Here is a 24,670-nt window from a genome sequence, read left to right as displayed (position 1 = left end):
AAGACTTCCCTTCATTTGTGTCATAAGGTCGATCATATATACTCACTACATCTAACATTAAGGCGTATTAACAAAATGATGAGCAGGACCAGATAGTCTTTTTAGGACGAAGGAATGTAATGGTTCCTCTATCCCAACTTCGGTTAAGGCTTCATTCATACATTTGAGCCAAGCTTCCCCATGGCTCTCTGTAATCGGAAACGGCAGGTGTCTTGCCCGCATCATCGGATGACCGAATTCATCAGAGAACAATGAAGGGCCTCCAAAAAATTGACTTAAGAACATATACTGCTTCTCCATTACTACTGTTATATCAGTGGTAAATAACGGACTCAATAAGGGATCCTTCTGTACCTTAGGATAAAAGGCTTCTACAAGTGCACGTATCGTTTGTGCACCACCCAGATTATCATAAATACTTAGGTTAGGATTCATGTGTTCACCAACTTTCATCTCCATAAATAACATCATTCTATATTATAACAAAAAACAAAAAAAAAGGCGCTAAACGTTGTGTCCGTTTAGCACCTTATAGCCGATTAGTAACTTTTCCATTCCTCTTCACCTGAACGGATTAACGAGGCACGAATGACATACACGAAAGCGCAGACGAGAATACCAGCAACAACACTCATGCTCTCCTCACTCCATCCATTTCATTTAACATCCAAGAAAAGATAAACTTTAATACAGTTATATTAGCACATAATCTAGAAAAAAACACCCTGAATTGTAAACGCTTTCTATACTTTTTAGTACTGTTTGTCCTAGATAGATCATACATCTATGAACAGAAGAATGACGCAAGTTAAAGCAAGCTGGAGGTGCAGATCAATGACATTGAAATCCTTGGGAATTCCATTATTAGTAGCCATGTTAATAGGATTAGCTGTGCTCATGTTGATCTATCCTGTTGCTTATCTAGAAGCTGCCCTACGCGGTTTAGCCATTTGGTGGGATGTCTTATTTCCTTCACTCTTTCCCTTTTTCATCATATCTGAAGTCTTATTGGGATTTGGTATCGTTCATTTAGTCGGAACATTACTAGATCCCTTTATGAAACCTGTTTTTCGGATCCCCGGAAGTGGTGGCTTCGTAGCAGCTATGGGTTATGTGTCTGGCTATCCAATAGGAGCGAAATTAACCGCACAATTATGGCAACAGAAAATGGTAACTCGTCATGAAGGAGAACGTTTAGTTGCATTTACGACATCTTCTGATCCTATTTTCCTCATTGGGGCTGTTTCGATAGGTTTCTTTCACAATCCACAAATCGTACCGATACTAGCCATCGCACACTATGGAGGGGGTTTTCTTGTTGGGATCATTATGCGCTATCATGGTTCAAAAGATTCACAGGAAACACAACACGTATCTCAAGCTCCTACTAAACCTCGTATTAACCGATTAAAGGTTGCATTAAGGGCCATGCACCAAGCTCGTGTCCAGGATGGACGTAATTTGGGAGAACTCCTTCAGGAAGCAATCCTGTCCTCATTAAAGCTCATTATTGTGGTCGGGGGCCTTGTTGTCTTTTTTTCTGTGTTTCTAGAATTGCTCACCCAGGCTAATATCATGAAGGGCTTATATCTAATCATTGAACAAATACTCACCGTTATAGGCATACCACCCGCTTTATCTAACTCATTAGTTGGGGGGATATTTGAAGTCACACTGGGTGCAAGGTATGCCGGTGAATCCGCTATGTCTATTCCTTTATCTTTTAAAGTTGCTGCCGCAGCCTTCATTCTCTCCTGGGGTGGATTATCTGTACATGCGCAGATTGCAAGTATTCTGCATTCGACGAATCTTCGTTATTGGCCCTTCATGATCGCACGCTTGATCCATGGCATTCTCGCTGCAACTTTGGTACTCTTGTTGTGGAACACACTAGCTGGGGACCTAGATTCACAGAGCACCTTGTTAACCACTGATAACATCACTCTACCTAATTTGCATTCACCTTACGGGTTTATAAATAACCTTTTTATCTTTATTATTCTACTCATTGCCATAGCCCTCTTATCCGTTATGAGTAGCATAATCAAGTCCTTTTGGATGCGATTTCGACACATTTTGGACAAATGAAACATTGTGTTCTGGTCCAATATTGATTATGATCGATATAAACCCATGATAAAGGAGCTTATCATCCTTGAGACCACCCTTAAGATATTATGTTCTGGACCGCGGGGATCAGTTATCTGTTGATTTAGCAGAACAATTCCACAAACTTGCGGCACAACACCATTTCGAAATGGATGCAGAATCACCAGATATCGTTATTTCTATTGGCGGAGACGGCACCATGTTGCACGCTTTTCATACGTTTATAGACCACATACCTGACATTGCATTTGTTGGAGTACACACAGGCCATTTAGGGTTCTATTCCGATTGGAAAGCCGATGAGATACCTGAATTGGTTGAATTAATGAGCAAAAGTTATTTGTCGGAGGTTGCTCCTCGTATCGTAAAATATCCACTTCTGGAACTAACTATTCATCGAAAGTCGGGAACTACCCCTTACATTGCACTTAATGAATTTACACTTAAGGGTGTAGATGGTACACTTGTGGCGCAAATCGATATTAATGACCAACCATTCGAAATGTTTCGAGGTGATGGCATTTGTATCTCAACACCATCAGGAAGTACAGCATATAACAAGAGTCTTGGAGGAGCCATGGTTCACCCTACCATTGACGCTATACAGATTGCCGAGATTGCTTCTATAAATAATCGTATTTATCGTACAATGGGGTCACCACTTCTTCTTCCTAAACATCACCATTCTGATATTTATTCGCGCAAAGAACAGCGTCTTTTACTGACCATTGATCATAATAATTTTACAATTGACGATTTAATATCGGTAAGCTGCCAAGTTGCTAAACAGAAGATTAGTTTTGCAAGATACAGACCTTACCCTTTCTGGAATCGTGTTCGATCCGCTTTTCTGGAATAAAATTTCTTCGTACAAAAAAAGCAGTCCCTTAATCAGGAACTGCTTTTTTCTGTTTCTTTCGGTGGCTGTGGTTCGCGAGTCTTCTGAAGAACAAAGTACGCACATCCGAAATTACAATATTCATTTATATAGTCCACCATACTCGATATGGCAGATTCTTTGGTAGCCTTGGGATGGTTGTCCCGGTAAAATCCTTTTAAACGCAACTGGCTATATCCCCAGTCACCAATAATGTAATCGTATCTTTCCAACACATCGCTGTAACGATCACGGAACGCTTCGGGGTTCCAGCCATCTTTGTGATCTTTCAATATTTCATAGTTTTTTCCACCTGCTAGAATCAAGCACAATTCCCCTGCCTTTCCTCTCGAATCCTCAATATCGATTTATATATGTTTAGCAGCCGATTTCACCTGTTCATGTGCACGATAAGAGCTACGCACCAACGGAGCAGATTCAACGTGACTAAATCCTCTTTTTAGACCTTCTTCTTTCAATAATGCGAAATCCTCAGGTTTAATATACTTCTCTACCTTTAAATGTTTCGGAGAAGGTTGCAAGTACTGACCCAGAGTCAGAATATTGCAATCAACAGACCTTAAATCATCCATCGTTTGTAGAATTTCATCCCATTCCTCCCCAACGCCAAGCATAATACTTGATTTCGTTGGAATATCAGGTTGTAATACTTTGGCATTACGTAACAACTCAAGCGTTCGGCTATATTTAGCTTTAGCACGTACACGATCAGATAGACGTTCCACCGTTTCAATGTTGTGATTGAGGATATCTGGCTTAGCATCCATTACGATCTTCAACGCATCTGGATTTCCCATGAAATCGGGAATAAGTACTTCTACACTGCAGAGTGGCATACGACGACGAACCGCATGAATGCTTGCTGCAAAAATAGAAGATCCTCCATCTTGTAAATCATCACGCGCTACACTCGTTATGACGCAATGTTGTAAATTCATACTTTCTGCTGCTTCTGCAACCCGTTCAGGTTCTTCTAAATCCAACTCTGTTGGCATTCCTGTATTCACTGCACAAAAGCGGCAAGCTCGTGTACAAATATCACCTAGAATCATAAATGTTGCTGTACGATTAGCCCAACACTCATATATGTTTGGGCAACGTGCCTCTTCACACACGGTATGAAGTGTCTTTGAGCGCATCATGCTCTTAATCTCTTGATAGTTATCATCTGTAGTGAGTTTAATTCGAATCCAATCAGGTTTGGGTTCCTTTGTGGTAGTTCTCGACACTTAAAATGTACCACCCTTCATACATGTTTTGACAACGATTATTCCATATTATATCACGAACCCCAGTCAATTACCTTAATTTCAAGCTTGGAGTAAACATTTTGGATAAAATCATCCAACTTGATAAAACTAAGAATATAAAATTTTGACGATTACAATTCAATGGAGTTGTCTTCATAAATGAGGAGGTACATTGATGTTTTCCCTTAGCTCCAGCTCCAAGAAGAAAAAGACGTGTAACAGGTGGATTTGTACCTCTGTTGCTACCATCCTTGCCCTGTCGTATTGTACACCTACAGAAGCTCTTAAAGTAGTTCCCAAGATATCCAACAGTTCTGCAACTACTCAACAAGACGATATTTACGCTTCAAGAAAATTACTATACGAGAAGATCAGTACAGTCACTCAAATTCCATGGTACCGAATCGCTGCTATTGATCAATATGAACGTACCCTAACGAAGGTTCATCCTAAAGATCGGGCGCATCCTCCCCGCCTTACTGATGTTTATATGACTCCACCTACTTGGGCTGGAGCCCTTAATCCTGATCAGGCTGACACCAATGCTTTATCAATATCTGTTTTTGAAGGCTTAGGTAAGGATGGATCAGGAGATCAAATTGCGGATCCTAATAACGATATGGATGTACTCTACAGTATCGCTAGTTACTTACTTCATTACGGACAGTCTCACAATGATTTCAATATTGCCCTGTGGGAATATTACCATAATAGTCGGGCCGTGCAGCGAATTCAACAATTCTCTAAATTATATGAAAAGTACACCCCACAACAATTAAATATTCATTCATTTCCTCTGCCTCTAAACAGTGTTTATTCGTATAGAAGCACATGGGGTAGTGGTCGTAATTGGGGAGGTTTTCGTATCCATGAGGGCACAGATCTCTTTGCAGGTTATGGCCTCCCCGTCCGTAGTACATGCTATGGTATTATCGAAATGAAGGGTTGGAATTCATTTGGGGGATGGAGAATTGGAATTCGAGATATCAATAACCATTACCACTATTACGCACATCTTATGGGATTTGAAAAAGGTGTGGAAGTAGGCGACGTTGTCACAGCCGGACAAGTTATTGGCTATGTTGGAAGTTCAGGCTACGGTAAACCAGGTACACAAGGGAAGTTCCCTCCACATCTTCATTATGGCATTTATCGTGACAGTGGTTTGATCGAATGGTCATTTGATCCCTATCCCCTTCTACATGAATGGGAACAGGCAGAACGAAGATCACTTACTAAAGGAAAAAAGGGTACCTCATCATGAATTGAGGTACCCTTCTTTTGTAATGGTGCATTTATGGATTAGTTACATCATTCGAATCTGGCTGATTATGGGTGTTCGATGATTGATTATTATTCGTATCCGTTGGGCTGGTGCCGTTAATATCTAATGGAATTGAAATATTAGGAGCATCCCCTTCATTTCCACCAATAGGTTGACCTTTAGAGTTGTAATAATACATAGGAACGTCACCTACAACCATTAGGTATGATATAGGTATTTCCGTCTCTACAGAATCATGTTCCATATCAAAAGGAATGACTACAGCAACGTCTACACTGACGTGGATGTATACCTCCACAAGAATCATATTGATTCCAGCATCCCGTTGCCTCGTTGATAATTCGATCTTAGCGGCTCCCTGAGGCTCTATTTTCACGGGAATTCCAGGACCAATTGAAGCCAGAAAAGGACTTCCTAACGCCATCCCAATAGGAATATGTTCCTTTAACTGATGTACGTCGTTTAATGTAGCTTGAACAACCTTAAACGTATTGGATGTAATCTTCATTTGTTCTGCATAATTCAACATGAACCCTGATACCTTGCCGGACGTATCCATTTTCCAATTCACGAGATCATCGAAATTCTGTTCTTGCGCAACCTGTGCTGTAATCGCCTCATTGATCGCTTCCGTCGCCAGCTGTTTCACTCTAATTTGAGCCAAATTCATAATAGGTGGTTTCAAATTACGATCTATATACGCGAATCCCTGAAACATTATGATTAAAAAAACGAGAAACCCAACAAGCCACAATCTACGTCTGCTTCTGGGTTTCCCGCTTCGCTGGCTATGCCACCTTGCTCTTCTTTTCATGATCATCCCCCTAATGCCGACAATAAATCTCTATACAAGCATATGATTGGGATTACAAAAAAAGAAGAAGCTCTAATCTAAGATGGCCGGTATGTGTCTTCCACATCTGATAATTCTATTCTAATGTAATGCCACTTTTGCCGATTTCGAGCGTTCAGATTTTACTGGAATTTCAGGCAATTCGTTAACAGATATAATACGATCGGACTTCTTCTCTGGCTGCTTCCAATACTTCTCATTTCCCGGTAAATCATCGAACCACGAGGCATCACTTGGACAATCCAGAACCATAAACTTCCCATACACATCGTCTCTTGATTGGTGATATTTTAAATAAGCCTTACCGTGGTCAATAGCTAAGATCTCAATTTTTCCAGATGTATGACTCATAGATAGACGGACTCGTTTACCCAACCCTGATGTCTTCGCCTTAGCCTCTTCCACAAGTTGATACACCTGCTCCAACGGAAGTACAAAATCTCGGTTACCTGCAACCGGACGATTTATAAAGAAATAATAAGGTGTGACACCAGCCCACGACAATTGATCAAGAAGTTCTGCAAGTACATCGGCATTATCATTGATTCCACGTAAAATAGGCGTTTGGTTTACGACGATTGCTCCTGCTTGATGTAACGCCTCAAACCCCCGTTTGGCTTCAGGCGTTATTTCACGCGGATGATTAATATGGGCCATGACATAGATGCGTTTATCAGCACTTGAGTGCCTCTTGATAAGTTCTAATAACTTCTCGTCTTCGTAGATTCGCATCGGGTTAAATACAGGAATTTTAGATCCTAATCGAATAACTTTGACATGCTCAATATCACGCAATTGGTCAAGAATGATCTCTAGCTTCGAAGTAGCTAGGATTAAGCTATCTCCACCTGTTAGTAATACATTATTTATTTCTGGATGATTCGCAATATACTCAATTCCTGGGCTTACATCGGACATCGCTTCTTTTACGTCATTACGAAATAAGCGCTTTCTAAAACAATATCGACAATAAGCACCACATACCTCGGATACAATTAATAAGGCCGTCGTTCTATATTTATGCTGGCAACCGGGTACAACGTAGTTCGTGTCTTCATCCGATGCATCCCAGCGACCATACTCGGATAGTTCTCCTTCATTCGGAATAACTAATTTCTTGATCGGATCATTTGGATCAGCCCAATTCACTAGCTTTAAGTAATAATCATTAACGCGAAATACGAATTTCTCCGTTATCTGTTTAAGTTTCTGACGCTCATGTTCCGGGATTTCCATGATCTTATCAATATCGGTAATATATTTCGGCTGTGGCATATTACTCCTCCTTGAAGTTTAAAATATGGTTTGTTACATTTGTCCCCCCTTTTTCTTAAAATAAAAATGACCCGTCCCATCACAAAGCGAAGTAAACACTTCACCTTGGGAAGGGTATCGGGCCATAAAGACGCAAAAAGACCCGATAACGGGTCATTAGAACAGTTATAAACCATAAGTTGACCCATCTACTACTGACGAGGTTAGCTGTCGGGCTCGGGAAAGATGGTTCCCTACAAATGTCTCTTGATTCGCCCCAAATAAAATGGTTCCCCCGCTTTTCAGCTACTATGCTGAAAATTAAGCGTAACTTTATAGTACATAAGTCCATTCAATTAGTCAAATGTTGGATATTTTAAATTTCAAAAAACAAAGAACATTCATCAAGGCATTAGATTAGTTTAATGAATGTTCTTCGTCAAATATTACTTTCCTTCAGCAACTGCCTTTGCAGCATGTTCTCCACTCAAGCGTCCGCTAGTTAACGCATACTGAACCGCACTACCTGACATATAGACCTGGTTGTACAAATAGCGATTCGCTGCTTCTCCACCCGCGTAAAGATTGTTGATAATCGAGCCATCTTCTTTTACAACGCGATAATGTTCATCAACTTTTACTCCACCAAAGGTACCCATTGTCTTAGGATAATACTTAAAGGCATAGAATGGACCTTTATTAACAGATACAAGTGTCTTTACTTCTTTGTTGAATTCATCTTTACCTGAAGTTACTCCAGCATTGAAAGTATCCATTGTTTTCACAAGAGCTGCTCCAGATACTTGCATAGTAGAGGCTAATTCTTCCATTGTATTTCCGACAGCGATCTCAGCATTAGGAAGTTTACCTTCAATGGCACCAATTACTTTCGCATTGGCTTCACTTGAATCTATCACCATCCACACTTGTTCATTTGGAACAACCTTATTCGTTACAATAGCGTAATGACTATTTTCATCCATAAAACGTTCGCCTTTTTCGTTCACTAATACTTTAGTAGTATCCCATTCAATACCACGTAATTCTGGAACCAAACTTCCCATACCTAGACCAATCACCCACGGATCTTCGTATAACGCTGCGCCTAATTTTTCTGCCATGACTATCCCATCACCTGTACTACCCGCAGCAGCTGCACTGATCCCCATATCGTCAACAAATTGAGGTAAGAAACGCTTCATCATTTCCTCACTCTTAGCAAATCCTCCTGAAGCGATGATGACTTTTTTCGCATGAACGATCAGCTTTCCTTCAGCATTCTCCGCTGCAACACCAATTACGTTACCTTTATCATCCGTGATTAATTCCGTTGCTTTTGTCTCTAAAAGGATATCGACTCCTTTATCTTTAAGGGTCTTATCTAGATTTGCAATTAAGCTAGCACCACCAGCTTCAGGAAAATGAAGGCGAGCTACAGGATCAACACCATATCCTTCCACACGAGTATACTTATGATTCATATAATCAACCAACCAGTGTGTTGTATCTACTGCCTCATCCATAAAGGTTTCTACACGATCATAATCTGGATATATACTATCAGGATTACTTGTACTTTGACGCTCTTTCCACAACTGCATCCATGATTCTGGTGAATCCTCAATGCCTAGTTCCTTTTGGAAACGAGTACCTGTTGCAGAAATACCTCCGCCAGATAACGCTGTAGAACCACCTACCGTTGCCATTTTCTCTAGTACAATAACCTTGGCGCCGTTCTCAAACGCAGATCCAGCAGCTGTGAGACCTGTACCTCCTCCACCAATAACGACAACATCCGTTGTTAGTTCAGTTTCCTTTTGTGCCTTATCATCCGTTATGGCAGCAACCTTAAGGGTAGCTACATCTCCGCCCGCTTGCTTGACACAATCTTCAACCGCAGCAAGGATCGCCTTCGATGAATTAGAAGCGCCTGACACAACATCAACTGCCAATGTCTGTCCCTCAACAATTTGCTGAGGGATACGTTCGAATGGTGTATTGCTAAGACCATCCGTTTCGCTATGCTCTTTAATAGTTACAGATACGATCGCGTTATCATCAAATACAACCTCAACCGTGATATCACCATTGTTACCTTGTGCCTTTGATGTGTAAGTACCTGCTTTATAAGTTGCTGTTCCCGAAGTTGTATTCGAATTTGCGTTAGTATCTTTGGCAGAATTTGAACAAGCAACTACATTTAGTATTAATACTAATCCCAACAGCAAGAAATTTACCCTTTTCCAATTCCTTTTCATGGTTTTCCCCCTTGGCGTATAAAATCATTGTATACATAGATCTTATATGGTTGGGTCATCACGACGTCAAGCAGACTTTGTGAAATTTTGCACGTATAAAGGTGTGGAAAAATGAAAAGTATGGGGTTAACCCGATCCCCGATGTTTACACATTCAGGATATCTTATTTTCTTTTATCTCCTGTTGAACACCTGAAGAGATAACATCACCATTTCTTCTCTTTTTTCCAACATAGAGGGTCAAATATTGCTCCTTATCTCTAAGTTCAATGTACTGGCTTTTTTCAGTAACAGGGCCTAGATCTGCAACATCTAATTGTAAAAAATTTAATTTCTCCAATTTCTCTAGCATTTTATTTCTACTGTAGTAATCTCTTAATTCAATTGGGATATTCATAAACTCCTTACATTTACTCCCTAGATGAGGATAGGCTCCCGTAAGAAGCCCCTCTTCTTGTAGAAAGGGAGATACAACATCCATCAGACATTTGTTCGTTGATTTAGCATATGCTTTGCTCATTCCATGATCGATTATTATATCCACTGATGAATGAATAATCGGTAACTGATCTACTTCACAGCAGAAGAAGATAAAGTGATGATGTGCATCCTGCAGAGCTAAATTTTTTTGAGTATTCATGAGCCTTTCTTTATCCTGACAAATAAGAATGTAAGTACTATTCTTGGGGATGAAATCAATATATTGCATTAAAAATCTGCCAACACAATGATCTAATTCTAATATGTATTTAGGTTCATTTGCGTGATTCTGTATGTAGTCAATTAATGTTGTTGTACCGTTATACATAAAATTAATATACTTCGGTGAAGTCGCTTCCAAAAACTCCTGTTTCGTTGGTATCACTTTTTTATGACTTACTACCTTTTTATCTATATATATGCCATCCTCAATTACTGCAGCATAGCCACATTCACACTGAACCATAGCTTCTAATATCATATTCTTCTCAATCGTTCCATCACTGAAATCTAACGTTGCTGAACAATAGGGGCAATGTAATAATCCTATTGAGGATATTGGAAATCCTAATCTTTTTCTTTTACCCATATCATTCATTTTCAATTCATGTATTCTGTCACTTAATAAGGAATCAATCACTTTTAATTTTTGCTGTTCTTTCATGATCTGATCCTTTTTCTTTTCCAATACAGATAAGTAAAATTTACGGTATTCATCTGTTTTGTCACCTTCAAGCCGATTAAAGCATAGAATTTCCTGAATTTCAGTTAAAGAAAGATCTAATTGCTTTAACATATATATTTTTTCAAGATCGCCATGATCCTCGTCGCTAAATTTATACTGACAACCATGCTTTTCTACAACGAGTAGTCCCATATCTATATAATGACGGATGGCATCTTGGGTAATATTATTTTTTTTGGAGAACTCACCAATTTTCATTTCACATTACTCCTTTTTCATTCGTGAAAATTATCACAATATAAAACAAGACGGAATACGCCTTTATATCGCTATCGTACCCGATGATTACATACGGCGCAACTATTTGAACAGCTTTATGTAGTACTATTATTTTATAGACTTCAAACATTGAGAACATTCTATAAAAGCAATTTCTCTCTCCTATTCACTAAGATAAATCAAATGGCAGAAAGAATCCTGTGGTAAGGATCCTTTTCTGCCATTATAGTCGTCTTTTTAATTCGAATTCTGATTGCTATAGTGTCTCTGTCTCATCGCCTCAAACATTAATACAGAGGAAGCCATACTCACGTTCAGTGACTCCGCTTGTCCTCGCATAGGGATGATGAGCGTATCATCTACTAACTGACGAACTCCTTCTGACACGCCTTTCGCTTCGTTTCCAACCAGTAGCCAAGTAGATCCTTTGAATTCGTACTCATAACAATTATAGTCTGCTTGTAGACTAGTGCTAACTAGGCGTGCACCGCCCTCTTTCGCTTGTGGTAGGATATCAAGTAAATCCCCTTCCACCACAGGTAGATGAAAGATCGACCCCATCGTAGAACGAATCGTCTTGGGATTGTACAGATCTACACATCCTCGACCTAATATAACCCCATCCGCTCCTGCTGCATCTGCGCTACGAATAATCGTACCTACGTTCCCCGGATCTTGTACACCATCCAGTACCATCACTAGACTGTTCTCTTTGGCTAGTAAGTCAGCAAGATCAACCGTTCGTTTGCGAACAACTGCAAATACAGGTTGTGGCGTAACCGTATCGGTACATTTACCAATAATCGCTTCCGAGACACCAATCCACTCGGCATCATTTGAATTTAAATGCTTCAATTCCGCTGGAATTCCCTTGTCTATATCATAAGCAACACATTCAATGTCCGCTTCATACTCGAAAGCTTCCTGAACTAAGTGTATCCCTTCTACAATAAACTTATGTCCTCGATCCCGATGCTTCTTTTCCAACAATTGCGTCCATTCTTTCACACGCGCATTGTGCAGGGATGTAATATCCATCTTAACCCATCCTTATCCTGTAACCCTATTTGGGGAATTCCAGTTCCAATTTAATCAAATCATCTTTTTGTCCTAATATAACAAGAACATCGTCTTTATCTAAAGGTTCATTCGCATCCGGTGAGATGTTCATCTTACTTCCCGTCTTAATAGCCATCACATTGCATCCGAATCGAGCTCTAACATCCAGTTGTTTCAGATTCTTTCCAATCATCTTATCTGAGGTTCTCATCTCCACAATGCTGTAATCATCGGATAGCTCAATGTAATCCAGAATATTAGGAGATGTCAAATGATGAGCAACCCGAAGTCCCATATCGCGTTCAGGAAAAATAACCTTATCTGCACCGATTTTGTGTAGTACTTTCCCATGAAGTTCATTCTGTGCTTTAACAATAAGGGTAGGTATACCTAAGTCCTTTAATATCAATGTGGTTAAAATACTGGATTGAATATCTTGTCCAATGGCTACAACAACCACTTCAAAATTACGAATACCTAATGCACGCATAGCTTCTTCATCGGTAGAATTCGCCGATACCGCATGCGTCACAATGTTGGATATTTCCTGAATTCGCTGTTCACTGGAATCGATTGCTAACACATCAAAACCCATATCCGTCAGTGCTGTTGCGACACTTGATCCAAATCTACCCATTCCAATGATGGCGTACTGCTTCTTAGCCATTGATTAACCTCCGCTATTCAAATATATTCAATGATTATATCATATTGGTAACAAAACTTGAATTTCAGCTGGGCAAGAGGGGAATATTAAACGTTGATTACACTAGGTAGGAGGGAATACAAACATGCCGATCGTACTCGACTTACGTCAAGCCATCGTACACAAGGTTCACAGTAAGACTGATACTGAGCTACGCGAGATGATTGAGGGATCCGTTGATGGTCCAGAAGCTGCATTACCAGGACTAGGAGCCATATTCGAAATGATATGGAAGAACATTGATTCCAAACAGCAAGATGAACTAATTCAAGTTGCTCAGAAACATTTACAATCTGTCACCCCTGCACCACTGTCCTAGAAAAAAAGTAAATCCCTCTCCCACAAAGGGTAGAGGGATTTTGCTATACATATGAAAGCATGTATATTATGGAGCAACTTCAAGGAACTTAGCATTTGGATTTTTCTCCATCGCCGTTCTCATCGCGTACTCGTTCTCGAACAGTACGACATAGTTCCCTTTTTTATCTTGTACAAGCGTCGAGTTGATTCGGAATTTACTTGAATCGATATTATCATCTATGATCCATCTAGCGAACTGATATTGCATGCGCTGCAGTTGCACATCCACGCCATATTCGCCTTTCATCCGATATTCAAATACTTCGAATTGAAGTTGACCAACAACCCCAAGAATCGTATCATCAAAGCTCACGGTTTTGAATACTTGAATCGTGCCTTCCTCCGTTAGCTGGTCAATCCCCTTTTGATATTGCTTGTGTTTCAGGGCATTCTTAACGGTTACCTTCGCGAATATCTCAGGTGAGAATGTTGGAAGCTCTTCGAACACCATATCACTATCTTGGCTAAGGGAATCCCCAATTCTAAAAATACCTGGATCAAACAATCCGATAATATCTCCAGGATATGCTTCCTCTACAATGTCACGGTCTTGCGCGAGAAACTGTTGTGGTTGCGACAGTTTAATGTCTTTGCCTACACGGATGTGCTTAACACTCATCCCGCGATGGAACTTCCCAGAGACGATCCGAAGGAATGCAATTCGATCTCGGTGAGCTGGGTTCATGTTCGCTTGAATTTTGAAAACATATCCAGAGAACTTCTCGTTCGTTGGTTGCACTAGACCACCTGCGCTGCGGCGAGGTTCTGGCTTAGGAGCAAGTTGTAAGAAGTTTTCTAAAAATGTTTGTACCCCAAAGTTGTTAATTGCGCTCCCGAAAAATACGGGTGTTAACTCCCCGTTATTGACCTTCTCAAGATCAAATGGATCTCCAGCCACATCCAGCAACTCTAGCTCCTGACATAGTTGGTCATGTAAATACTCCCCAGCCATTTCGCGAATGATTGGATCATGGTAATCTTTTACCTTCTGTACTTTGATAACAGAATGGTCATTACCTTGAAATAGCTCCACTTGATTGTTCATCCGATCGTAGACTCCGCATAAGTCGCGACCCGTACCGATTGGCCAGTTCATAGGTACCGAACGGATACCTAATACCTGTTCCAGCTCTTCCATCAATTCAAACGGGCTCCGACCTTCTCGGTCAAGCTTATTGATAAATGTAAAGATTGGAATCCCTCTTTGGGCGCATACTTGGAACAATTTGACCGTTTGGTTCTCTACCCCTTTAGCCACGTCAATAAGCATGACAGCACTATCTGCTGCTGTCAGTGTCCGATAGGTGTCCTCACTGAAATCTTGGTGACCTGGTGTATCTAGAATGTTAATCCGATGTCCAATATAATCAAATTGCATAACCGAAGAAGTTACCGAGATTCCACGTTGCTTCTCAATTTCCATCCAGTCACTCGTAGCATGCTTACTTGCCTTACGGGCTTTAACTGAACCCGCTAGACGAATAGCGCCCCCGAACAAGAGTAGTTTCTCTGTTAAAGTTGTTTTACCAGCATCCGGGTGAGAAATAATCGCAAAAGTTCTGCGCTTATCTACTTCCTTCTGCAAAGTTGGGTCAATTACTTCGCTCATTTCACATTTCCCTTCATCACTAAAGTCATGTCTATTATTGTACCACATTCTGTACGCAAATCATCCTCATGTATTGCTACATGAGGATGATTTATGAAAGATTTTTTTTATATTATTTTTTCCACACGACGTTATCTTCATCCTGACCATTCACAGGCCACCAATGGAAACCGTCATTTTCCAAAAGTTTATCTGCCTTTTCTGGACCCCATGATCCCGCTGGATAAGTTGAAAGATTACTTGGATCTTGTGCCCAAGCTTCAGCAATGTGATCTACAAAAGTCCATGCTGATGCGACTTCATCCCAACGTGTGAAATAAGTCGATTCACCACGTGCCGCATCATGTAGAAGGCGCTCATAAGCTTCAGGAGAGTTAATACCAACCATACAACTCTGGCAGAAATCCATCGCTACGGGTTGAATATCCGTCTCAGATCCAGGTTTCTTCGCATTAATCTTAACGTAGATCCCTTCCATTGGATTCACTCTGATCACCAATAAGTTAGGTTCAAGTTTATGTTTTTGACCTAAATATACATTTGTAGGCATGCTACGGAATTCAACCACAATCTCAGTAGTTTTTACAGGCAATCTTTTTCCAGTGCGAATATAGAACGGAACACCTGCCCAACGGAAGTTATCCACAAATAAGCGTGTCGCGAAGTAAGTCTCGGTATTCGAAGCAGGATCTACTTTGTCTTCGTCACGGTAGGCTGGCAGTTCGTTCCCATTAGCACTACCTTGAATATATTGACCTCGAACAACATTGTTCTCCACTTCTTCGGCATTTAGATATGGGCGTAAAGAACGTAGAACCTTAACCTTCTCGTCCCGGATGTCTTCTGGTAACAAACGACTTGGTGGTTCCATTGCAATCATTGTTAACATCTGAAGCATGTGGTTCTGCCCCATGTCCTTCAATGCTCCTGCATGATCGTAATATCCCCCACGCTCTTCAACGCCAACGGTTTCACTTAACGTAATTTGAATGTTAGCAATGTGCATATTATTCCATAATGGCTCAAAGAAAGCATTCGCGAAACGAATGACTTCAATATTTTGCACCATTTCCTTACCTAAATAATGATCGATACGATATATTTCTTCTTCTTTGAACACTTGTCGAATTTGTTCATTTAGCTTCTCAGCTGACTTCAAGTCATATCCAAAAGGCTTCTCAATAACAAGGCGATTCCATCCTGGACCTACCAGCATGCCACCTTTTTCTAAATTGAAAGACACATTACCGAATAACTCAGGTGCCAATGCCAAATAGAACATACGGTTACCAGGAATTTGATAACGCTCTTCAATCTTCTCTGTTTGTTCCTTTAATTCACGGAATCCATTAACATCGTTAATATCTAGAGATTTATATTCAAAATGCTGAGCAAATGTTTGCCATTCTTCGTTTTCTTCCGTTTTATAACGGCAAAACTCACGAATTGATTGATACAGATCATCCCTGAATTCATCCTGTGTACGTGGACGACGTGCTACGCCAATCACTGCAAAATCTTCTGCTAATTTTCCTTCACGATAAAGACTATAAATAGCAGGGAATAGCTTTCTTCTTGCCAAATCTCCGGTTGCACCAAAGATAAAAAACACCGCACTTGGGGTTTGAATTTCTTCAAGATTTAAGTTATCAGCCATGGCTCCTCATTCTCTCTCTATGTAATATAGTGTATATTTATGAATTTTATCATTTACAACTTTGTAAAAAGTATGAAGCATCAAATGTTGTGATGCTATTTTAGCACATTGTTCTGCATCATGCCATCTTATTCCTGACAAGACTACTGTGATTTCACGAACCCCTCAAATGATATGCATTTAATATTCAATCGTGATGATTGGAAACCCAAGGGTAACTCGATTCTGCCCGCTAAGTTCATCATGATGAACTGCAATTTGAAGATCTATGGTATGGTCACCACTAACAAGATTGAAGCCAAGGGAGGGTGCTACATAAGAGTGGCTAAGCGTCATATCATCCGCATACGTCTCTACTTGTTTTAATTTTAGATGGGACTGTATTGTGGTCTCTACATCCTTCATAGTCGTTGTTATAGATTGTTCCTCTTTAACGTTCCCCTGAACAGAGGCATTCCATTCAGCAGCCATATTCATAAGATCCAATTGAGCGTGGAATTTGTCCTGCAAATGTTGGATTGCAGATGAATGGACTGCATCTAGCGACTCCATTGTGACGATGAAATAGCTCTGATCTTCTGAAATAACCTGCCAGTTCAAGTTAACTCTAATTCCGTCAACTATGGTGAGCGAACGATAAGATTCATGTTCTGTATTCGTTACTGATTGAAGGTTAGATAGCCCCAGAAGTTTTGTCAGTTTTTGAGCGGCTTCTTGGGAACTTAACTTGCCATCATTGCTCCATTCCCCTTGCCATTTAACGACGACTTTCAGTGGAGTCTCCATGATCTCTTGACCCCATTGAATTAAGTCAGCAAGTCTCTTATCTTCTTTATTTATTTTTTGAGCTACAGAAGCATCCCGACCAAATCCTATAAATATAACGATTATACATAATAGCATGATTCCAATTTTTCCAAGACCTCTTTTATTACTCATGATTGAATTCCTACCTTTCGACTCTAAATCTATGAATCTACTAAATAGGGTTGCCCATTTACTATCTTTTATACCTAAATCCAGATTTATAAGACAAAAGAACCCAAGAAGCTCTTTATAACTTAGCTTCTCAGGTTCCTTATTTAAATGATCATACCGCTTATATTACTCTGCTAATCCGTTTTTATATGCATAGATTGCCGCTTGAGTACGATCATCTACATTTAACTTAGATAATATATTCGTCACATGAAATTTGACCGTCTTGATCCCTATGATCAGATCATCCGCAATTTCTTGATTAGACTTACCTTTTGCCATCAAGCGTAACACATCCATCTCACGCTCGGTTAGTTCTTTATGAGCAGCCGTCTCGATCTGAGGATGGCGTAACCGATTCATCATTTTAGATGCCACTTGTGACTCTAATACAGATTGACCACGTGCTGCAGCTCGAATGGCTTCTGCAATCTCAGTAGCTCGTGACGTCTTAAGTAAATAGCTGAATGCTCCAGCCTCTATTACCGGATACATTTTCTCATCATCTAAATAACTTGTCAGTACAATTACCTTACAATCAGGATATAGCTTTAACAATTGCCGTGTTGCTTCGATCCCATCCATACCATCCATAACAAGATCCATCAGCACGACATCTGGTTTATACTCCCTAGCCAGTTTGATGCCTTCTTCTCCGCTTCCGGCTTCTCCAACTACTTCTATCCCATCTTCCGTTCCTAATACGGCAGCGAGACCTATACGTACCATTTCATGATCGTCTACCAACAGAACCTTTATTTCTGATTCATTCTCCATGTGTCATTTCCCCCATATCTTCATGCACAATTGGAATTGTGATTTCAATACGTGTGCCTTTATTTAATGCTGTTATAAATTGAAGCGAACCGCCAATCTCCGTCACACGTTCATTCATATTCGATAGACCATAGGAAGTCTGCTTTTTGTCACCTAATTCAAACCCAACCCCATCATCATGAATCATAACCCTTACCGTCTCCTGTCTAAGGTGAATACGAATTTCCATCTTATTTGCCTTAGAATGACGTAGTGCATTGGACATTGCCTCTTGGACAATCCGAAATAAATGATTCTCGATGCCTTTTACTAAATGGATACCCTTATCCATTTCAAACACAATTTCCATGGGAACCTTCTGTTTCAACTCATTCACTAACTCCATGAGACCTTGTTCTAAAGGTTTACCCTCCAAATAAACAGGACGTAGATGCAGGAGAAGCGCACGCATTTCTGATTGAGCAACAGCAGCCATTTCTTCAATTAAAGCTACCTGTCTCTGGGCTTTGTCAAAATCCTTATCCAGTGTTCTACCCACAGCCGTAGCCGTCATAGAGATCGCAAAAAGTTGTTGTGACACAGCATCGTGTAATTCGCGAGCTAACCTCTGTCGTTCCTCTACGATCGCCGATACTCTAGCCTGTTCTGCCAGTTGTGCATTATGGGTAGACAAACGTTGTAGTGATGTAACCTGATCTTCCCATTTCTTACTAATACGTCTCAATTGTTCGCCAAGCCGTCCAACTTCATCTTCTCCAAGAGCTGGCATAGAGCGAGCAACAATCCCTTTTTCCCAGGAAAGTAAGGTTTCACGTAAGAGTTCTAATTTGCGTTTCATCCGGTAGCTCTGATAGAAACCACTTATCATACCGATACAAATTGGAACAAGTACTAATGTGGCAACGGTCTTAAACCCTAATTCCCAAGAATCAAATGGCGCCAAATAACCATATGTATACAATAAATAAAGAATAACAAGAAGCAAAATAAAAGAAAGAAGGGCTCCTTCGCCCATGCTTTTAGATAGCATGTTCACAGACTTCTTGGTGTTCACTCAGGAACCCCTCCTATGTTCAGATTAATCGTATGTCTATATCTCCTACGATATATGACACCGCTACTTTTACTTTATAGTCACTGTTATCATAATTAGCTGACTTCCAGGTCAATCGGTTCATCATGCCACTGTCCTTTTTACCATCGAAATCAATAGACCCGAAGAGAACAAAAGCTTCTATCTCAACCCCATAATAATCAGGTATATTTAAATCCATATCTCCCATAACACCTTGAAACATAATGGTGGTCTCTCGCTCTTCTGGCATACCTAAAGATAAATCTAGGTCACTCTCACCGAGCACATGCCATACGCTCATACTTCTCATCACCCAAGGTGATTGATCCCAATCAAAGTTAGTCATAAAACTCATCTTTTGTACGAAGCCCTCATTCGGATGTAACCTCTTTGATTTCCCATAAAATAAACCCAGAGAGATCAGGCTAATCGCTACAACAAGAATCAGATGATCTAAGAGAATTAGAACAGCTCCAATTCCCAGAAAAATATTTCCTTTTTTGATATCACCATTACGAATTCTATATATGCCTAATAACAGTAATAAGAGAGCAACAATGGTAAGAAAACTCATCCACTTGCCAAACAACATAAGGAAACCTATACATATCAATCCTATAGCTATGATTCGATTTCTTTTATCCATGGCGTTGCCCTCCTCTGATTAGTAAATTTCATAAGTGGTGGAGTTAGAAAAGCCATAGCAGTATGAAATCATACTGTATGGCTTCGCCTATCATAGCATATCATAACATTCGTTAATACGAGTAGAACTTATTTAGAACATTTTATTTACTTTCGTTCTTAGTTACAGCTGGCCCATTCATTTTGCTCTTCAATGCTTTTAATTGTTCATCAACCTTCAATTGTTTCTCAGCATCTACTGGATTAGCAAATCCTGCATGACTTGAACGGTAAGGGGCTTGCATCACATCAGCTTCAGCTTCTAATTGCATAATCTTTTCTTCCATACGGTGGAATCCAAGTGAAGCACTTCCACTCTCAATATTATGCAAGCTGTTTACTTGATTCATTTGTTTTTTAGCTTTAGCCATCTGTGCACGTGATACTAACTCATTACGTTTGTTGCGCATTTTGTAGAATTCATCTTTCATTTCATGCAGTTGCTGTACTAATTCTTTCGCTTGAGTCTCAGATTGCATGTGAAGCCCTAGATATTCTGTATGCTTTTGATCAAAATAAATTTTCTCTTCCAGTAACTTACGTGCAACTTCTTCCTGTCCGTTCTTCAAAGCTAGTTCAGCTTGCGCTTCACGTTGTCCACCCATCTTCACAGCTTCTTCTACACGTTGTTTCATTCGACGTTCGTTCGCCATTTGTTTCGCAACTGTAACCTCTGCTTCGTGAATTTCAGCCTCCATATCGCGTAAATACTGGTTCAACATTACGATTGGATCTTCAACTTTATCTAGTACCTCATTTACTGATGCCTTTGTCATATCTTTTAATCTTTTGAATACTCCCATATCTTACACTTCTCCCTTCTCATACTTAGAAAGTTTAATTTTCAATTCTTCTACTTCTTTTTTCAAAGCCTTTTTCTCAATATCCTTCATCATGTCATCCAATTCAGAGGACTGAGCATGATTGTAACCACCTGGATTTACATTGTTGTTAAATTCGGAATTAAATCCTGTATGGTTGCTGTTATTGTTGTAAGAACCACCATTATTATAGTAACCACCAGCACCTTGATTCGGATTACCATTCCCATTTCCATAAGGATTAAACGGAGGTACATATTCTTTCGGAACAACTAATGAAGCGATAAAGTATATGAACAGTGTAGTACTTGCACTAAAAGGAATGCTGATCAACACAAGGATTCTCAATAGTGTAGCATCAATGCCCATCACTTCCGCTAAACCACCACATAAACCTGTGATCATTTTATTGCGTGATGATCGGTATAACTTACTCATGAGGTTACTCCTTTCCGCTGTTGTTCAGCTTTTGTTTCAGTTTTGCCATTTCTTTTTCCAAAATGTTGGATACGGAAGATCCAGCTTGATCAATGTAATCTTGACCCGCCCGACGTAATTCTCGTAAGCTTCGTGCTTCTAATTCCCAATCTGTTATACGATCTTCCAGTCGATTAAACATTTTGGGAACATCCTTACCACCAAACTCACCCATACGTTGATTCATACGTTGCTGTAATCGTATGTTCTCCATACGGGCAGCATAATATTGACGTTTACTATATACAGTCTGATATTCCAACTTAAGTTCATTCATTTGATTCTCTAATTCACGAAGAGACAATCTGCTATCCTCTAGCAGTTCCCCATATTGTTCTAACTTTTCCTCATATATAATCTTCTCTTGAAGTGCAAGCTTCGCTAAATGATCCTCACCTGCTTTGAGCGCCAAAAGGGCCTGTTCTTCTCGTTTATCCTTCATGGAGGATGCTTGATCTACTTGCTGTTTCAATTGCTTCGTATGTGAAGCATACTGTTGAAATAATTTCTCAACTTCTGTAATATCGTCCCGTGTTGACATTAGAAATTGATCAATTAATTTAACCGGGTCCTGACTTTGTTCTAAACGTTCATTCAATGTTGCTACGGTTATATCTCTCATCCGGCGAAAAACACTCATATTTACATACTCCCTCCTTAAGAATCTGTCTTCACTTATTTAATATACGTTAGTAAGTACTTCTTTTCTTTTTGAGAAGTGATATTCCAAAGATAAGTAGTGCGATTCCGAGTAGAGGTCCAATGATCCATGATAACTTGGCTATTAATGACAGAACCCCGATCACCAAGATAATCCATCCTATTAGTACTTTCCCACGACGCACACCATAATAACCGAGAGCGATTAAAATGATTGGGAATACTAATCCTAACAACCTTCCCACCAACGGTCCAAATACTCCTAGTAACATCAATGCTCCAATAGCGATTAATACAACTGCTAAACCATTACCTCTTTTCATGCATTCTCACCGCCTTTCACTGCATCACCTTATGTACTTATTGTAGGTTAATCCGAGAAGTTTCAAAACAGACCAGAGGCGGTTTTTGTTCCTAGACCTAAGGCGGGGTAACGCTAGTCTTAAGGAGGGTAAATCACATAAAAACAGAAAAAGGTTTATAAGATTGCTTATCTAAGCAATTTTATAAACCTTTATGCTGTATACCGATGGCCGGACTCGAACCGGCAAGCCTCGCGGCACCGCATTTTGAGTGCGGCGTGTCTGCCAATTCCACCACATCGGCAAAACTTAATGGTGCGCCCTAAGAGATTCGAACTCCTGGCCTTTTGATTCGTAGTCAAACGCTCTATCCAGCTGAGCTAAGGGCGCAAACATCTTAAAACTAATTGGTGCGGAAGACCAGACTTGAACTGGTACGATAGTCACCTACCGCAGGATTTTAAGTCCTGTGCGTCTGCCGATTCCGCCACTCCCGCACAATTAATGGAGGCGCCACCCAGATTTGAACTGGGGATAAAGCTTTTGCAGAGCTGTGCCTTACCACTTGGCTATGGCGCCATGTATGAAATGGAGCGGACGACGGGAATCGAACCCGCGACCCTCGCCTTGGCAAGGCGATGCTCTACCGCTGAGCCACGTCCGCATATAAATGGCTGGGAATATAGGATTTGAACCTATGCATGACGGAGTCAAAGTCCGTTGCCTTACCGCTTGGCTAATTCCCAACAACTTAGATAAAAATGGGGCGACTGATGGGACTTGAACCCACGAGTGCCGGAACCACAATCCGGTGCGTTAACCCCTTCGCCACAATCGCCATAATTAAATTAGTACAAGATGTTAATTCAAAAAATATGGGGCGACCGACGGGAATCGAACCCGCGAAATGCCGGAACCACAATCCGGTGCGTTAACCACTTCGCCACGATCGCCATATTGATGAATAACAGATTTCTTTTTGGCAGGGGCAGCAGGAATTGAACCCACACCAACGGTTTTGGAGACCGTTGTTCTACCTTTAAACTATGCCCCTATAAAAGAAATGGTGGAGGATGATGGATTCGAACCACCGAACTCGTAGAGAGCAGATTTACAGTCTGCCGTGTTTAGCCACTTCACTAATCCTCCATAAAACATGGTGCCGGCGAGAGGACTTGAACCCCCAACCTACTGATTACAAGTCAGTTGCTCTACCAGTTGAGCTACACCGGCGCACCTATAAAACATTGGTTAAATCAATGGTGGCTCGGGACGGAATCGAACCGCCGACACGAGGATTTTCAGTCCTCTGCTCTACCGACTGAGCTACCGAGCCTTATAAGGTAATAATGGCGGAACCGACGGGATTCGAACCCGCGATCTCCTGCGTGACAGGCAGGCATGTTAGGCCAACTACACCACGGTTCCATAAAAAAATAATTGGTTGCGGGGGCAGGATTTGAACCTGCGGCCTTCGGGTTATGAGCCCGACGAGCTACCGGGCTGCTCCACCCCGCGTCATTGATAATAAGCATATTGAGTTAAATGGTGGAGGCTGAGGGGATCGAACCCCCGACCCTCTGCTTGTAAGGCAGATGCTCTCCCAGCTGAGCTAAGCCTCCACGAGAAAGACATTTACTATCATAACAGATATATTGTCATAAAATCAAGTGCTTATGCAATATTTCTTTATTTAAAAATGGTGACCCGTAGGGGAATCGAACCCCTGTTACCTCCGTGAAAGGGAGGTGTCTTAACCGCTTGACCAACGGGCCTTGTAAATATAATGGCGGAGAGAGAGGGATTCGAACCCTCGAGACGCTTGTGGCGCCTACACGATTTCCAATCGTGCTCCTTCGGCCAGCTCGGACACCTCTCCATATGGCTCCCCGAACAGGACTCGAACCTGTGACAACTCGATTAACAGTCGAGTGCTCTACCAACTGAGCTATCAGGGAATAATCAAGGTTTAATCCTTGAAAACTAGATACGAATGAATTTGCAGTTCGAAACTTTCATTTGCTTCTGAAGCCTAAACTTCAGAATATTAGGATAAGCCCTCGACCGATTAGTATTGGTCAGCTCCATGCATTGCTGCACTTCCACCTCCAACCTATCTACCTCGTCGTCTTCAAGGGGTCTTACTAATTGGGAA

The 24,670-nt window shown here is 40.7% G+C and carries 23 protein-coding genes, 18 tRNA genes, 1 rRNA gene and 1 riboswitch; of the genes, 4 read left to right on the top strand and 38 right to left on the bottom strand.

Annotation, left to right across the window (positions count from 1 at the left end):
• Positions 1-57: 57 nt before the first annotated feature.
• A complete protein-coding gene (locus AC1D7X_RS13985; protein WP_495455280.1) occupies positions 58-435 on the bottom strand; it encodes a globin domain-containing protein in 378 nt (125 codons plus the stop codon).
• A gap of 399 nt (positions 436-834) precedes the next feature.
• Between AC1D7X_RS13985 and ylbJ the strand changes: the two genes are divergently transcribed.
• Both ylbJ and AC1D7X_RS13975 read left to right on the top strand, forming a co-directional pair.
• Positions 835-2,088: a sporulation integral membrane protein YlbJ gene (gene ylbJ, locus AC1D7X_RS13980; protein WP_495475465.1), complete on the top strand. Its 1,254-nt coding sequence runs from the start codon at positions 835-837 to the stop codon at positions 2,086-2,088.
• Between the two features lie 67 nt (positions 2,089-2,155).
• Positions 2,156-2,968: an NAD kinase gene (locus AC1D7X_RS13975; protein WP_495454782.1), complete on the top strand. Its 813-nt coding sequence runs from the start codon at positions 2,156-2,158 to the stop codon at positions 2,966-2,968.
• Between the two features lie 32 nt (positions 2,969-3,000).
• Here AC1D7X_RS13975 and AC1D7X_RS13970 read toward each other — a convergent pair whose 3' ends face one another.
• Together AC1D7X_RS13970 and lipA are read right to left on the bottom strand one after the other, a co-directional pair.
• The gene (locus tag AC1D7X_RS13970) at positions 3,001-3,312 is read right to left on the bottom strand and encodes a YutD family protein (protein WP_495454781.1); all 312 of its coding nucleotides are present in this window, start codon (positions 3,310-3,312) and stop codon (positions 3,001-3,003) included.
• Between the two features lie 42 nt (positions 3,313-3,354).
• On the bottom strand, positions 3,355-4,236 hold the full coding sequence (gene lipA / locus AC1D7X_RS13965) for a lipoyl synthase (RefSeq protein ID WP_495475464.1): 882 nt from the start codon (positions 4,234-4,236) through the stop codon (positions 3,355-3,357).
• A gap of 196 nt (positions 4,237-4,432) precedes the next feature.
• Here lipA and AC1D7X_RS13960 point away from each other — a divergent pair, with 196 nt between their 5' ends.
• A complete protein-coding gene (locus AC1D7X_RS13960; protein ID WP_495475463.1) occupies positions 4,433-5,521 on the top strand; it encodes a M23 family metallopeptidase in 1,089 nt (362 codons plus the stop codon).
• Positions 5,522-5,552: 31 nt separating this feature from the next.
• Here the strand turns inward: AC1D7X_RS13960 and yunB are convergent, their stop codons facing one another.
• From yunB to AC1D7X_RS13930, 6 genes are all read right to left on the bottom strand, one after another.
• Positions 5,553-6,356, bottom strand: a complete 804-nt coding sequence (gene yunB / locus AC1D7X_RS13955; RefSeq protein ID WP_495475462.1) for a sporulation protein YunB — start codon at positions 6,354-6,356, stop codon at positions 5,553-5,555.
• Between the two features lie 120 nt (positions 6,357-6,476).
• Positions 6,477-7,670, bottom strand: coding sequence for a KamA family radical SAM protein (locus tag AC1D7X_RS13950; RefSeq protein ID WP_495475461.1), 1,194 nt, complete (start codon positions 7,668-7,670; stop codon positions 6,477-6,479).
• Between the two features lie 177 nt (positions 7,671-7,847).
• A riboswitch (cyclic di-AMP (ydaO/yuaA leader) is annotated at positions 7,848-7,987 on the bottom strand.
• 108 nt (positions 7,988-8,095) lie between these two features.
• Positions 8,096-9,907 carry an FAD-dependent oxidoreductase gene (locus tag AC1D7X_RS13945; RefSeq protein ID WP_495475460.1) on the bottom strand — a complete coding sequence of 604 codons (1,812 nt, stop codon included), beginning with the start codon at positions 9,905-9,907 and terminating at the stop codon, positions 8,096-8,098.
• Positions 9,908-10,060: 153 nt separating this feature from the next.
• Complete coding sequence (locus tag AC1D7X_RS13940) at positions 10,061-11,329, bottom strand: MerR family transcriptional regulator (RefSeq protein WP_495454775.1); 1,269 nt, start codon at positions 11,327-11,329, stop codon at positions 10,061-10,063.
• A gap of 258 nt (positions 11,330-11,587) precedes the next feature.
• Positions 11,588-12,388, bottom strand: a complete 801-nt coding sequence (locus tag AC1D7X_RS13935) for a TrmH family RNA methyltransferase (RefSeq protein ID WP_495475459.1) — start codon at positions 12,386-12,388, stop codon at positions 11,588-11,590.
• A 25-nt stretch (positions 12,389-12,413) separates the two neighbouring features.
• Positions 12,414-13,076, bottom strand: a complete 663-nt coding sequence (locus AC1D7X_RS13930) for a potassium channel family protein (protein ID WP_495454773.1) — start codon at positions 13,074-13,076, stop codon at positions 12,414-12,416.
• A 124-nt stretch (positions 13,077-13,200) separates the two neighbouring features.
• Between AC1D7X_RS13930 and sspI the strand changes: the two genes are divergently transcribed.
• Positions 13,201-13,434, top strand: coding sequence for a small acid-soluble spore protein SspI (gene sspI / locus AC1D7X_RS13925; RefSeq protein ID WP_495454772.1), 234 nt, complete (start codon positions 13,201-13,203; stop codon positions 13,432-13,434).
• Positions 13,435-13,500: 66 nt separating this feature from the next.
• Here the strand turns inward: sspI and AC1D7X_RS13920 are convergent, their stop codons facing one another.
• The 29 genes from AC1D7X_RS13920 to AC1D7X_RS13780 all read right to left on the bottom strand — a co-directional run.
• On the bottom strand, positions 13,501-15,084 hold the full coding sequence (locus AC1D7X_RS13920) for a peptide chain release factor 3 (protein WP_495454771.1): 1,584 nt from the start codon (positions 15,082-15,084) through the stop codon (positions 13,501-13,503).
• Between the two features lie 112 nt (positions 15,085-15,196).
• Positions 15,197-16,741, bottom strand: coding sequence for a glucose-6-phosphate dehydrogenase (gene zwf / locus AC1D7X_RS13915; protein WP_495475458.1), 1,545 nt, complete (start codon positions 16,739-16,741; stop codon positions 15,197-15,199).
• 180 nt (positions 16,742-16,921) lie between these two features.
• On the bottom strand, positions 16,922-17,680 hold the full coding sequence (locus AC1D7X_RS13910; protein ID WP_495454769.1) for a YwmB family TATA-box binding protein: 759 nt from the start codon (positions 17,678-17,680) through the stop codon (positions 16,922-16,924).
• A 165-nt stretch (positions 17,681-17,845) separates the two neighbouring features.
• Positions 17,846-18,496, bottom strand: a complete 651-nt coding sequence (locus tag AC1D7X_RS13905) for a response regulator transcription factor (RefSeq protein ID WP_495454768.1) — start codon at positions 18,494-18,496, stop codon at positions 17,846-17,848.
• Complete coding sequence (locus AC1D7X_RS13900; protein WP_495475457.1) at positions 18,486-19,550, bottom strand: sensor histidine kinase; 1,065 nt, start codon at positions 19,548-19,550, stop codon at positions 18,486-18,488. Before AC1D7X_RS13900 ends, AC1D7X_RS13905 begins: the two co-directional genes overlap by 11 nt.
• 19 nt (positions 19,551-19,569) lie before the next feature.
• Complete coding sequence (gene liaF / locus AC1D7X_RS13895) at positions 19,570-20,217, bottom strand: cell wall-active antibiotics response protein LiaF (protein WP_495475456.1); 648 nt, start codon at positions 20,215-20,217, stop codon at positions 19,570-19,572.
• 142 nt (positions 20,218-20,359) lie between these two features.
• A complete protein-coding gene (locus AC1D7X_RS13890) occupies positions 20,360-21,058 on the bottom strand; it encodes a PspA/IM30 family protein (RefSeq protein WP_495454765.1) in 699 nt (232 codons plus the stop codon).
• Between the two features lie 3 nt (positions 21,059-21,061).
• The gene (locus AC1D7X_RS13885) at positions 21,062-21,514 is read right to left on the bottom strand and encodes a PspC domain-containing protein (RefSeq protein WP_495475455.1); all 453 of its coding nucleotides are present in this window, start codon (positions 21,512-21,514) and stop codon (positions 21,062-21,064) included.
• Between the two features lie 4 nt (positions 21,515-21,518).
• A complete protein-coding gene (locus AC1D7X_RS13880) occupies positions 21,519-22,193 on the bottom strand; it encodes a PspA/IM30 family protein (protein WP_495454763.1) in 675 nt (224 codons plus the stop codon).
• 49 nt (positions 22,194-22,242) lie between these two features.
• On the bottom strand, positions 22,243-22,536 hold the full coding sequence (locus AC1D7X_RS13875; protein WP_495454762.1) for a LiaF transmembrane domain-containing protein: 294 nt from the start codon (positions 22,534-22,536) through the stop codon (positions 22,243-22,245).
• A gap of 201 nt (positions 22,537-22,737) precedes the next feature.
• Positions 22,738-22,819 (bottom strand) — tRNA-Leu (locus AC1D7X_RS13870).
• A 9-nt stretch (positions 22,820-22,828) separates the two neighbouring features.
• Positions 22,829-22,905: transfer RNA gene (locus AC1D7X_RS13865), tRNA-Arg, on the bottom strand.
• An 18-nt stretch (positions 22,906-22,923) separates the two neighbouring features.
• Positions 22,924-23,012, bottom strand: a tRNA-Leu gene (locus AC1D7X_RS13860).
• A gap of 8 nt (positions 23,013-23,020) precedes the next feature.
• A tRNA-Cys gene (locus AC1D7X_RS13855) sits at positions 23,021-23,094 on the bottom strand.
• A 10-nt stretch (positions 23,095-23,104) separates the two neighbouring features.
• Positions 23,105-23,179, bottom strand: a tRNA-Gly gene (locus AC1D7X_RS13850).
• A gap of 7 nt (positions 23,180-23,186) precedes the next feature.
• Positions 23,187-23,261: transfer RNA gene (locus tag AC1D7X_RS13845), tRNA-Gln, on the bottom strand.
• Between the two features lie 16 nt (positions 23,262-23,277).
• Positions 23,278-23,353 (bottom strand) — tRNA-His (locus AC1D7X_RS13840).
• Between the two features lie 38 nt (positions 23,354-23,391).
• Positions 23,392-23,468 (bottom strand) — tRNA-His (locus tag AC1D7X_RS13835).
• A 27-nt stretch (positions 23,469-23,495) separates the two neighbouring features.
• Positions 23,496-23,569, bottom strand: a tRNA-Trp gene (locus tag AC1D7X_RS13830).
• 10 nt (positions 23,570-23,579) lie between these two features.
• A tRNA-Tyr gene (locus AC1D7X_RS13825) sits at positions 23,580-23,664 on the bottom strand.
• 8 nt (positions 23,665-23,672) lie between these two features.
• Positions 23,673-23,748 (bottom strand) — tRNA-Thr (locus tag AC1D7X_RS13820).
• 27 nt (positions 23,749-23,775) lie between these two features.
• A tRNA-Phe gene (locus AC1D7X_RS13815) sits at positions 23,776-23,851 on the bottom strand.
• A gap of 14 nt (positions 23,852-23,865) precedes the next feature.
• Positions 23,866-23,943: transfer RNA gene (locus AC1D7X_RS13810), tRNA-Asp, on the bottom strand.
• Between the two features lie 13 nt (positions 23,944-23,956).
• Positions 23,957-24,033, bottom strand: a tRNA-Met gene (locus AC1D7X_RS13805).
• 28 nt (positions 24,034-24,061) lie between these two features.
• Positions 24,062-24,137 (bottom strand) — tRNA-Val (locus AC1D7X_RS13800).
• 78 nt (positions 24,138-24,215) lie between these two features.
• Positions 24,216-24,290: transfer RNA gene (locus AC1D7X_RS13795), tRNA-Glu, on the bottom strand.
• 12 nt (positions 24,291-24,302) lie between these two features.
• Positions 24,303-24,394: transfer RNA gene (locus tag AC1D7X_RS13790), tRNA-Ser, on the bottom strand.
• Positions 24,395-24,397: 3 nt separating this feature from the next.
• Positions 24,398-24,473 (bottom strand) — tRNA-Asn (locus AC1D7X_RS13785).
• Positions 24,474-24,563: 90 nt separating this feature from the next.
• A 23S ribosomal RNA gene (locus AC1D7X_RS13780) occupies positions 24,564-24,670 on the bottom strand; the annotation flags it as partial.

It is taken from the genome of Paenibacillus sp. Y568, assembly GCF_059445545.1.
Note: the sequence above shows the minus strand (reverse complement) of the source record. Positions and strands in the feature narration are given on the sequence as shown.

Excerpts from the sequence above, each read along its gene's own strand:
- AC1D7X_RS13935 (WP_495475459.1), bottom strand. The coding sequence starts at position 12,388 with ATGGATATTACATCCCTGCACAATGCGCGTGTGAAAGAATGGACGCAA.
- sspI (WP_495454772.1), top strand. The coding sequence starts at position 13,201 with ATGCCGATCGTACTCGACTTACGTCAAGCCATCGTACACAAGGTTCAC.
- yunB (WP_495475462.1), bottom strand. The coding sequence starts at position 6,356 with ATGAAAAGAAGAGCAAGGTGGCATAGCCAGCGAAGCGGGAAACCCAGA.
- AC1D7X_RS13905 (WP_495454768.1), bottom strand. The coding sequence starts at position 18,496 with ATGGAGAATGAATCAGAAATAAAGGTTCTGTTGGTAGACGATCATGAA.
- AC1D7X_RS13960 (WP_495475463.1), top strand. The coding sequence starts at position 4,433 with ATGTTTTCCCTTAGCTCCAGCTCCAAGAAGAAAAAGACGTGTAACAGG.
- AC1D7X_RS13875 (WP_495454762.1), bottom strand. The coding sequence starts at position 22,536 with ATGAAAAGAGGTAATGGTTTAGCAGTTGTATTAATCGCTATTGGAGCA.
- AC1D7X_RS13885 (WP_495475455.1), bottom strand. The coding sequence starts at position 21,514 with ATGAGTAAGTTATACCGATCATCACGCAATAAAATGATCACAGGTTTA.
- AC1D7X_RS13945 (WP_495475460.1), bottom strand. The coding sequence starts at position 9,907 with ATGAAAAGGAATTGGAAAAGGGTAAATTTCTTGCTGTTGGGATTAGTA.
- AC1D7X_RS13930 (WP_495454773.1), bottom strand. The coding sequence starts at position 13,076 with ATGGCTAAGAAGCAGTACGCCATCATTGGAATGGGTAGATTTGGATCA.
- AC1D7X_RS13940 (WP_495454775.1), bottom strand. The coding sequence starts at position 11,329 with ATGAAAATTGGTGAGTTCTCCAAAAAAAATAATATTACCCAAGATGCC.
- zwf (WP_495475458.1), bottom strand. The coding sequence starts at position 16,741 with ATGGCTGATAACTTAAATCTTGAAGAAATTCAAACCCCAAGTGCGGTG.
- AC1D7X_RS13880 (WP_495454763.1), bottom strand. The coding sequence starts at position 22,193 with ATGAGTGTTTTTCGCCGGATGAGAGATATAACCGTAGCAACATTGAAT.
- ylbJ (WP_495475465.1), top strand. The coding sequence starts at position 835 with ATGACATTGAAATCCTTGGGAATTCCATTATTAGTAGCCATGTTAATA.
- liaF (WP_495475456.1), bottom strand. The coding sequence starts at position 20,217 with ATGGATAAAAGAAATCGAATCATAGCTATAGGATTGATATGTATAGGT.
- AC1D7X_RS13985 (WP_495455280.1), bottom strand. The coding sequence starts at position 435 with ATGAATCCTAACCTAAGTATTTATGATAATCTGGGTGGTGCACAAACG.
- AC1D7X_RS13890 (WP_495454765.1), bottom strand. The coding sequence starts at position 21,058 with ATGGGAGTATTCAAAAGATTAAAAGATATGACAAAGGCATCAGTAAAT.
- AC1D7X_RS13950 (WP_495475461.1), bottom strand. The coding sequence starts at position 7,670 with ATGCCACAGCCGAAATATATTACCGATATTGATAAGATCATGGAAATC.
- AC1D7X_RS13910 (WP_495454769.1), bottom strand. The coding sequence starts at position 17,680 with ATGAGTAATAAAAGAGGTCTTGGAAAAATTGGAATCATGCTATTATGT.
- AC1D7X_RS13920 (WP_495454771.1), bottom strand. The coding sequence starts at position 15,084 with ATGAGCGAAGTAATTGACCCAACTTTGCAGAAGGAAGTAGATAAGCGC.